This is a genomic window from Paraburkholderia sp. BR13439 (assembly GCF_040948805.1).
Taxonomy (GTDB): Bacteria; Pseudomonadota; Gammaproteobacteria; order Burkholderiales; family Burkholderiaceae; genus Paraburkholderia; species Paraburkholderia youngii.
Genome location: NZ_JBFPKN010000003.1, coordinates 86,199 through 98,439, shown reverse-complemented (window position 1 = coordinate 98,439; position 12,241 = coordinate 86,199). Strand labels below are relative to the sequence as shown.

Here is a 12,241-nt window from a genome sequence, read left to right as displayed (position 1 = left end):
GCGGCCACGATGAACGCTCCCGCCCCGCTCGAAATCAACGGCACCGCGATCGACGCGACCTTCGCCGAAGCCTTCCCGATGAAGGCGACCCGGCTCGTGATCACCGCGCACACGCCAACGTGGGCGATGCACGCGGCGAACTCGCTGTCGGGCTTCGCGACCTCGGTGATCGGCTGCGGCTGCGAGGCGGGCATCGAGCGCACGCTCGCGCCCGAGGCAACGCCCGACGGCAGGCCCGGTGTCGCGGTGCTGCTGTTCGCGGTGTCGACGAAGGAACTGGCGAAGCAGATCGGGCGGCGTGTCGGCCAGTGCGTGCTCACCTGTCCGAGCACCGCCGTCTACAGCGGCATCGATCCGGCCACGAGCCGCGCGCCGCTGTCGGACCCCGCGCCGCTCGGCAGCGGGCTGCGCTTTTTCGGCGACGGCTGGCAGATCGCCAAGATGATCGACACGGGGAACGGCCCCACGCGTTACTGGCGCGTGCCGGTGATGGACGGCGAGTTCGTCTGCGAAGACACGGCGGCGACGGTCAAGGCCGTCGGCGGCGGCAACCTGCTGCTGCTCGCGCGCGACCAGGACGCGGCGCTCGCCGCCGCCGAAGCCGCGGTCGAAGCGATGCGCCGGCTGCCGAACGTGATCATGCCGTTTCCCGGCGGCATCGTGCGGTCGGGCTCGAAGATCGGCTCGAAGTACGCGGGCGCGACCGCATCGACCAACGACGCGTTCTGTCCGAGCCTGATCGGCCTCGCATCGCGCAGCGAGCTGAGCGCGGACGTGGGCTGCGTGCTGGAGATCGTCATCGACGGTCTGACCGACGCCGACGTCGGCGCGGCGATGACGGCCGGTATCGGCGCGGCGACCGGACTCGGGCGCGCGGCCGGCGTGCTGCGCATTTCGGCGGGCAACTACGGCGGCAAGCTCGGGCCGTACCACTTTCATCTGCACGAGCTGGCGGTGGGACTCAACGGAGGACGCGCATGAGCACGACCACGTTGCGCGTGAAAACACCGCCCGGCTTTCGCGTCGATGCGGCCGCACTGTCACCGGCGGCGCTGGCGAGCATGAGCGTGGCCGAGATCGAGCGCATCGTGCTGCCGGCCGGCAACGAGCGCTGCGTGGTCGGCGACGTATTCGAGGTTTCGCGCGATGACCCGCCCGCATCCGGCGACGACTTGGCCACGCTGCTGATCGACGGCGCCGCGCGCTGGCTCGACCGGCTCGGCGCGCAGATGGACGGGGGACGGATCGTCGCGCGCGGCCCGGTTGGCGACTACAGCGGCCTCAGGATGAGCGGCGGCTTGCTTGAAATCGACGGCGACGCGGGGCACTTCACCGGTTGCGAAATGCGCGGCGGACGCGTGACGGTGCGCGGCGACAGCGGCGACTTCGCCGCCGGCGCGCTGACGGGCGACATGGAAGGCATGAGCGGCGGCACGCTGACGATCCACGGCAACGCGGGCGCGCGGCTCGCCGACCGGATGCGGCGCGGCCTCGTGCTGGTCGGCGGCAACGCGGGCGACTTCGCGGCGTCGCGGCTGGTGGCGGGGACCGTCGGCGTGGCAGGGCAACCGGGCGCACACTATGCGTATGCGATGAGGCGCGGCACGCTGCTGCTCGCGCAACGACCCGAGGGTTTGCCGCCCCCGACGTTCACCGGCGGCGGGCACGGTTTCGACGTATTCTGGTCATTGCTCATACGCAGCCTCGCGGCCGAAATCGCGCCGTTTTCGCAGTGGCGCGCGGACCGTCTGCCGCTTCGTTTTACGGGCGACCTCGCGGTCGACGGCCGCGGCGAAATACTGATCGCCGGCTAAGGCAGCTATGTCGCCCAGGACTGAAACGCTATTCGGCAAAAAAGAAACGTCCCGCCACGATGTTGCATGGAGACAGGGCATGACGACAGCGGATTCTCGAAACGCGAAGCCTGATATCAACGTCAACGCAACTGCCAGCGCCGGCGGCCCGCGCTATGCCGGGCTGCTGATCGCGCTGCACTGGCTGATCGCGCTCGGCATCATCGGTCTGCTCGCGCTCGGCCTCTATATGGTCGGATTGCCGAAGGGCTTGCCTGTCAAAGCGACGCTGATCAATCTGCACAAGTCGCTCGGACTGACGGTTTTCCTGCTGGTGCTTTTGCGCATCGTCGCGCGGGTAGTCCTTCACCGGCCTGCCCTGCCGCCGATGCCTCCGTGGCAACGCGCCGCCGCGCGCACTACGCAGGGTCTTTTATACGTCTGTATGGTGGCGATGCCGCTCGCCGGGTATCTCGGCTCGTCGTTCAACCGCTACGGCACGCGCTTCTGGGGCATCCTGCTGCCGAAGTGGGGCTGGGACGACGCGCATCTGCGCGCGTTGTTCTTCGGCCTTCATCAGGCGATCGGCTATGCGCTGATCGCGCTGATCGTGCTGCACGTGGCGGGCGCGTTCAAGCATCAGTGGATCGATCGCGACAACCTGCTCGCGAGGATGCTGCCATGACGATGCGAAGCTCGTCGCGCCCCACGCAGGCAGCCGCGGCGCTCGAAGTGCATACGCTGCGCACGCGCGATGGCCATCGCGTGTGGTATGCGCTCGCCGGCGCGCGCGACGGCGTGCCGGTCGCGGTGCTGCACGGCGGCCCCGGCAGCGGCAGTCAGCCCGGCGCGCTGCGGCTCTTCGATCTGCAGCGCTTTCGCGTCGTGCTGATCGACCAGCGCGGCACCGGTGCGTCGATGCCGCACGGCAGCGTGCGCCACAACCGCACCGACTATCTGATCGCCGATCTCGAAGCGATTCGCGTGCGGCTCGGCTTCGCGCGCTGGGGCGTGCTCGGCGGATCGTGGGGCGCGGCGCTCGCGCTCGCGTATGCGGGACAGTGTCCGCAGTCGGTCACGGGCGTCGTGCTGCGCGGCCTGTTTCTAACATCCGTGCGCGAAGTGCGCGGTTTGTTCATCGCGTCGCGCAAGCGCGCGCCGCGTGCGTGGTCGAGACTGCGTGCCGCTGCCCGCTGCGAGCAGCCCGCAACGCTGGCCGCGCGATGCGGCTCCGGCTTGCAATACGGCGCGAGCGAAGCGCGGCAACGTGCGGTCGCGCTGGCCTGGCGCGGTTATGAAAACGCGGTGCTGGCGAGTGCATCGCCGCGAGGCGCCGCGGCACAACAACGCGGGGCCCAGCGAAACGCACAAGGTTCCGAACGCCATGCCGCTCGCAAGTTGATCGGCAAATACCGGATTCAGGCGCACTACCTCGCGCATCGCTGCTGGCTAGGCGAAACGCGTTTGCTGTCGCTCGCGCGGCAGGCGGCCACGGCCGGCGTATCGATCGCGGCCGTGCATGGCTCGCGCGATCCGGTGTGTCCGCACGGCAATCTGCGGCGTCTGTCGCGCGCGGTTCCTTCCGCGCGTGTCGAGTCCGTGAGGGCGGCGGGCCATCTGGCGAGCGACCCCGCACTGCATGCACGCGTCGCGAGCGCGCTCGCCGCGATGTTCATTCCCACCATCGACGAGGAGCGCACCAGCATGCGTCACGCGGCATGAAGATCAAGGTACTCGGCTCGTCGGCGGGCGGCGGTTTTCCGCAGTGGAACTGCAATTGCCGCAATTGCGACGGCGTGCGTCGCGGCACGGTGAAGGCGACGCGCCGCACGCAGTCGTCGATCGCGGTCAGCGCGAACGGCGAGGACTGGCTCCTCGTCAATGCGTCGCCCGATCTGCTCGCGCAGGTCGCCGCGCATCCCGAGCTTCAGCCGGCGCGGCGCGCGCGTGACAGCGGCATTGCCGCGGTACTCGTGATCGACGCGCAGATCGACCACGTGACCGGCCTTCTGATGCTGCGCGAACGCGACACACCGCTGCCGCTGTACGCGACCGATGCGGTCTGGCAAGACCTGCGCTCCGGCTTTCCGGTCGCGCCGATCCTGTCGCACTACTGTGGTGTCGAGCATCGCCGCATCGCGCTAGACGGCGCGCCGCTCGTCGTCGACGCATTGCCTGGCATCCGCATCGACGCGCTGCCGCTATCGAGCAAGGCGCCGCCGTACTCGCCGCATCGCGAGGCGCCCGAGCGCGGCGACAACCTCGGGCTCGTGCTGACGAACCTGCAATCGGGCCAGCGCGTGTTCTACGCGCCGGGCCTTGGCGCGATCGAGCCGCACGTGCTCGCGGCGATGCGCGAGGCCGATCTGCTGCTCGTCGACGGCACGCTGTGGACCGGCGACGAAATGATCCGCCTCGGCCTGTCGAAGAAGACCTCGGCGGATATGGGCCATCTGCCGCAGAGCGGCGCGGGCGGCATGATCGAAACGCTCGATTCGCTCGGCGCGAAACGCAAAGTGCTGATCCATATCAACAACACGAATCCGATCCTGATCGAAGACGGCCCCGAGCGGCGCATGCTAGGCGAGCATGGAATCGAGGTCGCTTACGACGGAATGAGCTTCGAGCTTTGAAGTGCGCGGTAAAGAGTGCGAAGAGATGAGATAGCCAGGCGCGGCTGTGAACGACGATAAAACGGAGACGGACGGCATGAACGCGAAAGACATTCAGGACACGATACCGACACGCGACGCAAGTGCAGCGGGAACCCAGCTCATCGACCGGCCCGCCTGGAGCCGTGAGGAATTCGAAGCGCAGTTGCGCGCGAAGGGCACCGCCTATCACATCCACCATCCGTTCAACGTGAAGATGAATAGCGGCGGCTGCTCGCGCGAGCAGATTCGCGGCTGGGTCGCGAACCGCTTCTACTATCAGATCAACATTCCGCTCAAGGATGCGGCCGTGCTGTCGAACTGTCCGGACCGCGCGACGCGCCGCCGCTGGGTGCTGCGCATTCTCGATCACGACGGCTACGAAGGCGCGGAAGGCGGCATCGAAACCTGGGCGCGTCTTGCGGACGCGGTCGGCCTCACGCGCGACGAATTGTGGTCGCTCGAACACGTGACGCCGGGCGTGCGCTTCGCCGTCGATGCCTATGTGAATTTCGCGCGCCGTGCGCCGTGGCAGGAAGCGGTGTGCTCGTCGCTGACCGAAATGTTCGCGCCGCAGGTGCATCGCGACCGGCTCGCGAGCTGGCCCGAGCACTATCCGTGGATCGAACCGGAGGGTCTCGCGTACTTCCGCTCGCGCATTTCGCTCGCACAGCGCGACGTGCAGCACGGACTCGAAGTCACGCTCGCGCATTTCACGCGACGCGATCAGCAGGAACGCGCGCTCGAAATCCTGCAGTTCAAGCTCGACATTTTGTGGACCATGCTCGACTCGATCGAGAAGGCGTTTCCGCAATGAACGACACCACACGCGCCGACCCCGCCACGCCGCTCACGATCGCGAAGCCGTTCCGCCTGCAATGGGAGCCCGCGCAGAACGCGCACGTGCTGCTCTACCCGGAAGGCATGGTGAAACTGAACCAAAGCGCGGGAGAAATCCTCAAGCGCTGCGACGGCACACGCGATATCGATACGCTGATCGCCGAGCTCGAACAGGCGTTCAACGCGACCGGCATCGGCAACGAGGTGCGGGCTTTCATCGCCGACGCGCATGGGCGCGGCTGGCTGGAGTAGTGCGATGACCGATCTTTCTCAACCAGGCTCTCAACCCGGCGGGCAACCGCAAAGCAGCGCGGCCGCCGCGGTGCCGCCGCCGCTGTGGCTGCTCGCGGAGCTGACCTATCGCTGTCCGCTGCATTGCGCGTTCTGCTACAACCCGCTCGACTACACCGATCACAACCGCGAACTGACCACCGGCCAATGGCTCGACGTACTGCGCGAGGCGCGCGCGCTCGGCGCAGTGCAACTCGGCTTCTCGGGCGGCGAGCCGCTGGTGCGCGACGACGTCGAAGTGCTGGTCGAAGAAGCGCACAGGCTCGGCTTCTACACGAACCTGATCACGTCGGGCGTCGGTCTCACCGATCAGCGCCTCGGCGACCTTAAGGCCGCCGGGCTCGATCACATCCAGTTGTCGTTCCAGGACTCGACGCAGCAGCTGAACGACTTCCTCAGCAGCACGCGCACGTTCGAGCTGAAACAGCGCGTCGCCGCCGCGCTCAAGCGGCACGGCTTTCCGATGGTGATGAACTGCGTGCTGCATCGCTACAACCTGCCGCACGTCGACAAGATCATCGAGATGGCGCTGGCACTGGGCGCCGAATATCTGGAGCTGGCGAACACGCAGTACTACGGCTGGGCGCGCGAGAACCAGGCGCAACTGATGCCGACGCGCGAGCAGCTCGAAGAAGCCGAAGCGGTAGTCGCGCGCTATCGCCAGACTCATGGCGAGCGCTGCAAGATCTTCTTCGTCGTGCCCGACTACTTCGAGCGCCGCCCGAAGCGCTGCATGAACGGCTGGGGCGCGGTGTTCCTAGGCGTCGCGCCCGACGGCGCCGCGCTGCCGTGTCACGCGGCGCGGGGCTTGCCCGGCCTGACGCTGCCGAACGTGAAGGAGATGCCGTTGCGCGAGATCTGGTACCACAGCGACGCATTCAATCGCTTTCGCGGTTTGCAGTGGATGAAGGAGCCGTGCCGCAGTTGCGACGAAAAGGAACACGACCTCGGCGGCTGCCGCTGCCAGGCCTACCTGCTGACCGGCGACGCGGCCAACGCCGACCCTGTCTGCGACAAGTCGCCGTTTCACGAGAACGTGGTCAAGATCGTGCGGCACGCGGCATCGGAATCCGCGGCGACAGTAGCGGCCCGCGAACAACCGATCCTGTTCCGCAACGACGCCAACTCGCGCAAGCTCGCGGCGGCGGCCCGCGAGCCCGACACCGCCGGCGACAACCGAGCATCACCCGGAGCCCAATCATGAGTGCGGACACCATCTCCGTTCTGCTCGTCGACGATCATGCGGTCGTGCGCGAAGGCTACCGGCGTCTGCTCGAATTGAACGACGACGTCGAGGTGTGCGGCGAAGCGGCCGACGCCGCGCAGGCCTACCAGCGTTTTTGCGCGCTGCGGCCCGATGTGGTCGTGATGGACGTGTCGCTGCCGGGCGCGAGCGGCATCGAAGCGATGCGGCGCATGCTCGCGCGCGAGCCCGATGCGCGCGTGCTGATCTTCAGCGTGCACGAGGAATCGATCTTCGTGCGCCGCGCGCTCGACGCAGGTGCGCTCGGCTACGTGACCAAGGCGAGCGCGCCCGACGTGCTGGTCGAAGCGGTGCGTTCGATCGCCCGGCGCGCCGGCTATCTGAGCCCGGACATTTCGCAGGCGCTTGCGCTGCGCACCGCGTTCAACGAAGGGCCGCCGGGGCGTCAGTTGTCCGCGCGCGAGTTCGAAGTCCTGCGGCTGCTCGTGCAGGGCTACACGCTGCCGAGCATCGCCGAAAAGCTCGGCTTGAGTCAAAAGACGGTGGCCAACCATCAATCGGTGATCCGGCAGAAGTTCGGCGCCGACAACGGTGTGCAGCTCGCACAAATGGCAAGCCGCCTCGGGCTTCAGTTCACGGGCTCGGCCAGCCCCGCGTGAGCGGATACGCGCGCGCAGAACAGAAAACCGCGCTGCGGCTCGCTCGCGACGTGAAACTCGCCACCGAGCGCCTCGACACGTTCGCGCATGCCGATCAGCCCGAGCCCGCTACGCGGCTTCGTCAGATCGGTGCCGGGGCCGTCGTCGGCCATCGTGACGACGATCTCGTCGATCTGCGTGCCGTTGTCTTCGCGCGGCGCGCGCACCATGAACAGTTCGACGCGCGAGCGGCGCGCGAACTTCGACACGTTCGTCAGTCCTTCCTGCACGAGCCGGTACAGCGTGATCGTCAACGCATCGCTGAGGTCGCTGAAATCCCCTTCGATCGTCACCGAGAACGACGCCTCGGGCAAACGCTCGCGCCAGCCGTCGACGCAATGTTCGAGCGCGGTCGGCAAGCCGAATTCATCGAGACCGATCGGCCGCAGGCGGCGGATCATGCCGCCGATCTCGCGGTACACATGCGTCGCGCTCTGTATCAGCCCGAGCGCGATGCGATGAATCTCCGGCTCGCGCTCGCCCGATAGATCGCGGATGCGCGCCGCGTCGAGCGACATCGCGTTCAGGTATTGACCCAGCTCGTCGTGCAGCTCGCGCGCCATATGGCGGCGCTCGAGTTCCTGCGCCTGCAGCGCCTGACTGGCGAGGCGCCGGTTGTCGGCGAGCAGTCGTTCGGCCTGTTCCTCGAGCATGCGGCGATGGCGCGCTTCGCGGCGCGCATCGCTATAGCGTCGCCACGCGAACCATGCGAGTGCGAGCGAAAGCACGAACAGCGTGCCCGGCAACTCGTCGAGCTGGAAGCGCTCCATGCCGCGCGTGAACCGGTAGATCTTTTCGCTCAGATCGAAGGCGGCGCCGAGCGCCGCCGCGAGCACGGTCACGGCGACGACCCAGCCGAGGTCGCGCCATATCGGTGACGATGGCGGTGGGCGGCCAGCAGAGGAGGAATGGATCGGTTCGCTTGACATGACGCTTGCATTCTACTCAGCGCCGACACGCGCAGCGGGTTTCGCGCGAGTTTGGGAACGCTTCCCCGGCAGATCGGGAAAAGCTCCCGCGCGGCTTACAGACGCGTATGCGAAGCTTTAAACCAGCGTCGAACAACGCGCGACACGCGCGCATAACAAGCCGGCAGGAGACAACAACGATGAGTATGCGATCTCAAGTACGCCGCAAACGCCGGCTTCAGCGGCGCGCCGGCATCACCTTCTGTGTGGCTGGCGCGCTCGCCGGATTGTCCACGGGCGTATGGGCGCAGGGGCAAGCCGAGCCGCCGGTCGCGGCGTCGGCGCCGGCGCCGGCGCCGGCTTCGGCGTCTTCCGCGGCCCCTTCCAAGGCCGCCGACGACAACGCCAACAACAACACGACACCCACCACGACCCTCGCACCGATCGTCGTCGTAGGCACCACGCCGTTGCTCGGCATCGGCACGCCGCTTACGCAAGTGCCGGCCAACGTGCAGACGGTCCATGCGGCCGAAATTCAACGGCAGGGACGCCAGACGCTTACCGATTACCTCGCGGCGAATCTGCCTAGCGTCTCGATCTCCGACGCTCAGGGCAATCCGTATCAGATGAACCTGTTCTATCGCGGCTTCACTGCCTCGCCGCTGCTGGGCACGCCGCAGGGCTTGTCGGTATTCGTCGACGGCGTGCGCGTGAACGAGCCGTTCGGCGACGTCGTGAACTGGGACCTGATACCGCAACAGGCAATCGACACGATGCAGCTGATCCCCGGCTCCAATCCGACCTTCGGCTTCAACACGCTCGGCGGCGCGCTGGCGATCACGACGAAAAACGGCAAGGACAACCCGGTCGGCGAGGCCGAAATACAGGGCGGCTCGTGGGGACGCAAGGCCGCGCAGATCGAACAGGGCGGCACGATCGGTCAGAACCTCGATTACTACTTCACCGCCAACGCCGCGAACGACAACGGCTGGGCCGAGCAGAACGAGAGCCGCATACGCCAGGCGTTCGGCAAGCTGCGCTATACGGACGCCGACACCACGCTGTCGTTGTCCGCCGGTGGCGCGGACAACGATCTGCACGGCGTGCAAACCATTCCGCGCTCGTTCCTCAACAACTCGAAGCAACCGTACACGTATCCCGACCGGAATCAGAATAGCGTCGGCTACCTGACGCTGTCGGGCGATCATTACTTCAACGACAACGTCGAGCTGAGCGGCAACGCGTATTACCGGCACTTTCGCAATGCCAATACCAGCAGTAACGTCAACGAAAACTTCGGCGAGATCGAGGACAACGGCGACGTCGATACGTTGCAGGCGACCAACGTGCAATCGACCGTGACGACCGACAGCTATGGCGCGAGCTTGCAACTGACGCTGCTCGGCAAGCTCGGCGGCATGAAGAACCAGTTCATCGCGGGCATGGCCGTCGATGCCGCCAATTCGCACTTCACGCAGTCGTCGCAGGACGCGATGTTCACCGATTCGCGCGCGACGGTCGGCATCGGCAATTTCGAACCGCAAACCAACGCGAACACGCACAACACGAACTACGGCATCTACCTGACGGACACACTGTCACTGACGCCGCAGTGGTCGCTGACGCTGTCGGGCCGCTACAACTGGGCCGATGCGACGATCGGCGACGAATCCGGCACGCAGCCGCAGCTCAACGGCCACCATACGTTCTCGCGCTTCAATCCGGCGGTCGGCATCAACTGGAACCCGACGCCTGCCTTCACCGCCTATGCGACCTACAACGAGGGCATGCGCTCGCCGACCGCGATCGAACTGGCCTGCGCCGATCCGAACGCGCCATGTTCGCTGCCGAACGACTTCATCTCCGATCCGCCGTTGCAGCCGGTCATTTCGAAGACCTATGAAGTCGGGGCGCGCGGCAGGATCGGCGGCAACACGACATGGAGCGCCGCCGCTTACAGCACGACGCTCGACAACGACATCCAGTTCATCAGCAGTAACGGTGCGGGCAGTTCGCGGGGCTTTTTCCAGAACGTCGGGCGCACGCGCCGGCAAGGCGTCGAACTGGCAGGGCAGACGAAATATGGTCCGCTCACGGTGACCGGCAGCTATAGCTACGTCAACGCGACCTACCAGTCGACATGGGTCGAAAGCAGCCGCAGCAATTCGAGCGCCGACGCGAACGGCAACATCACCGTGCATCCCGGCGACCACATCCCGAGCATTCCGGCGACGACCGTCAAACTACGGCTCGATTACGCGGCCACCTCGAAATGGCGAATCGGCACGAACCTGACGTGGCGCGGCAGCATCTACGCGCAGGGCGACGAGAACAATCAGGACGTGAACGGCAAGATCTCCGGCTATCTGCTGATCGATATGGACACCTCGTATCAGGTGACGAAACAGTTGCAGGTGTTCGCATCGGTGTCGAACCTGCTCGATAAACGCTATGCGAGCTTCGGCGCGCTGGGGGCGAACTTCTTTACCGGGCCGGGGAATACGTTCAACGGCGCGAATCCGGTCAACGAGCAGTTCGTCGGGCCGGGGGCGCCGAGGGGGTTTTGGGTGGGGATGAGATATGGGTGGAAGTAGTGGTGGATTGCGTGGTGGGATCGGATGGCTTCGGACTTGCGGGCGCTTGGGGGTTCTGCACGAGCGCAATGCCGGCAAACCGGCGCGGACCAGTCGTCTTCGCTATAAAGCAACCAGTTCGCCCTAGTGCTGCGCATCATATATTCCCGTTTCAAATAGTTTCGCCGAAACGGAACTGCTTTTTAGCGAACACTCCAATCCTCGAGCAATTTAGCCAACTCGTTTACGCGCGTTTGCGTAATGTCAGTCATACATCCCCAAAAATATATATCGCGCTCTGCCGCCTCGCCCATCATATATGTTTCGGCATAACATTGACTGTCACGAAACTTCATCCAGGAAACTTGCGCCGAAACGAAATATGGCATCGCCAATGGTTTCTCGTCATAGGTTTTTAAAAAATTATCTCCCCGCTCAAATCGCGCCGTAACAGCCTTAAGCTTGTCATCCAGCCGCACCTTTGCACGCTCAAATTCCCGGTGTTGGCATTGAGCCAGATCATCATTCGTCGCATGCTCTCCGCTTTTGCACAAATGATCAATTTCCTTTTCCGAGTGGCCGGAGAAATACGTCGCCGATGATTGGATCTGCTTGTAATCGAACTCCCCCGAATAAACGGTGGCCGCTATCGAGAAGATCGGCCAGAATGCAATCGCCGCGATAAGTTTAGTGTGATGAGTCATAGATCCCGACAATTGCACGCCCATGCAACGCCCAGCGCTTCGGCCATGGCATAACCGCTTTTCAGCTTACGAACCCTCTCAAACGGAAAGAACTCACCGGTTTCCATGTTCAAGGCCTGTGCGGACGGCATCGGCGGGAACTTGGAATAAATAGAAAAGATAATGCTGCAAACTCCGCATTCTTCCTCGACTGTCCAATCTGTCCCATTGCTTTGCTGCATCTGCTCCTCCATTGCACTCCTCATGATTTTTCTGGCATTGCTACGAGAATTAACCATCGAAACGGACTGCGGTCAACGACTTTAATTCGGGATAAGCCCGCTTTTACAAAAATTGACGCTATTGGTTTCGGATAACTCGTTTCTATTGCATATTTCTGCGTGTGCGGAATCGGGATTTAGGCAGGACAGGAGACTTGCCCCCCGAGTTGTTGAGCGTGCCCGGCACACGTAAAAAAGCCGCCCATCTCAGGCGGCTCATTTGTGCCCGTTCTCGTACAGCGGTACAAGACAGGAAGTCAATACCAACTCAGCAACGCAAAGCCAACAGACCTCGAAAAAATCTGCAACAGCCTCTTCG

General features: G+C 64.8%; 12 protein-coding genes and 1 pseudogene. 10 read left to right on the top strand and 3 right to left on the bottom strand.

Annotation, left to right across the window (positions count from 1 at the left end):
* The first annotated feature begins 9 nt into the window (after positions 1–9).
* The 9 genes from fhcD (at position 10) to AB3X96_RS07140 (ending at position 7,438) form a co-directional block, all read left to right on the top strand.
* Entirely contained in the window at positions 10–981 is a 972-nt protein-coding gene (gene fhcD, locus AB3X96_RS07180; RefSeq protein WP_368589142.1) for a formylmethanofuran--tetrahydromethanopterin N-formyltransferase, read from the top strand.
* A complete protein-coding gene (locus AB3X96_RS07175) occupies positions 978–1,814 on the top strand; it encodes a formylmethanofuran dehydrogenase subunit C (protein ID WP_368589141.1) in 837 nt (278 codons plus the stop codon). The genes fhcD and AB3X96_RS07175 overlap by 4 nt, the downstream gene beginning before the upstream one ends.
* Positions 1,815–1,821: 7 nt before the next feature.
* Positions 1,822–2,478, top strand: a complete 657-nt coding sequence (locus AB3X96_RS07170; RefSeq protein WP_368589140.1) for a cytochrome b — start codon at positions 1,822–1,824, stop codon at positions 2,476–2,478.
* Positions 2,475–3,515, top strand: coding sequence for an alpha/beta fold hydrolase (locus AB3X96_RS07165; RefSeq protein ID WP_368589139.1), 1,041 nt, complete (start codon positions 2,475–2,477; stop codon positions 3,513–3,515). Before AB3X96_RS07170 ends, AB3X96_RS07165 begins: the two co-directional genes overlap by 4 nt.
* The gene (gene pqqB, locus AB3X96_RS07160; protein ID WP_368589138.1) at positions 3,512–4,426 is read left to right on the top strand and encodes a pyrroloquinoline quinone biosynthesis protein PqqB; all 915 of its coding nucleotides are present in this window, start codon (positions 3,512–3,514) and stop codon (positions 4,424–4,426) included. Before AB3X96_RS07165 ends, pqqB begins: the two co-directional genes overlap by 4 nt.
* 76 nt (positions 4,427–4,502) lie before the next feature.
* Complete coding sequence (pqqC, locus tag AB3X96_RS07155) at positions 4,503–5,261, top strand: pyrroloquinoline-quinone synthase PqqC (RefSeq protein ID WP_368589481.1); 759 nt, start codon at positions 4,503–4,505, stop codon at positions 5,259–5,261.
* Positions 5,258–5,536 carry a pyrroloquinoline quinone biosynthesis peptide chaperone PqqD gene (gene pqqD, locus AB3X96_RS07150; protein WP_176107454.1) on the top strand — a complete coding sequence of 93 codons (279 nt, stop codon included), beginning with the start codon at positions 5,258–5,260 and terminating at the stop codon, positions 5,534–5,536. The genes pqqC and pqqD overlap by 4 nt, the downstream gene beginning before the upstream one ends.
* 4 nt (positions 5,537–5,540) lie before the next feature.
* On the top strand, positions 5,541–6,779 hold the full coding sequence (pqqE, locus tag AB3X96_RS07145) for a pyrroloquinoline quinone biosynthesis protein PqqE (RefSeq protein ID WP_368589137.1): 1,239 nt from the start codon (positions 5,541–5,543) through the stop codon (positions 6,777–6,779).
* Positions 6,776–7,438, top strand: a complete 663-nt coding sequence (locus tag AB3X96_RS07140; protein WP_013091038.1) for a response regulator transcription factor — start codon at positions 6,776–6,778, stop codon at positions 7,436–7,438. The genes pqqE and AB3X96_RS07140 overlap by 4 nt, the downstream gene beginning before the upstream one ends.
* Here AB3X96_RS07140 and AB3X96_RS07135 read toward each other — a convergent pair.
* Complete coding sequence (locus AB3X96_RS07135; protein ID WP_368589136.1) at positions 7,408–8,406, bottom strand: histidine kinase; 999 nt, start codon at positions 8,404–8,406, stop codon at positions 7,408–7,410. The two genes, AB3X96_RS07140 and AB3X96_RS07135, sit on opposite strands and share 31 nt — an antisense overlap.
* A 179-nt stretch (positions 8,407–8,585) precedes the next feature.
* Here AB3X96_RS07135 and AB3X96_RS07130 point away from each other — a divergent pair, with 179 nt between their 5' ends.
* Positions 8,586–10,979 carry a TonB-dependent receptor gene (locus tag AB3X96_RS07130; protein WP_368589135.1) on the top strand — a complete coding sequence of 798 codons (2,394 nt, stop codon included), beginning with the start codon at positions 8,586–8,588 and terminating at the stop codon, positions 10,977–10,979.
* A 182-nt stretch (positions 10,980–11,161) separates the two neighbouring features.
* On the opposite strand, the gene AB3X96_RS07125 is transcribed toward AB3X96_RS07130, so the two are convergent.
* Positions 11,162–11,662, bottom strand: coding sequence for a lysozyme inhibitor LprI family protein (locus tag AB3X96_RS07125; RefSeq protein WP_176120548.1), 501 nt, complete (start codon positions 11,660–11,662; stop codon positions 11,162–11,164).
* A gap of 5 nt (positions 11,663–11,667) precedes the next feature.
* A pseudogene (locus AB3X96_RS07120) lies at positions 11,668–11,895 on the bottom strand (hypothetical protein); the annotation flags it as partial.
* Between the last annotated feature and the right edge of the window lie 346 nt (positions 11,896–12,241).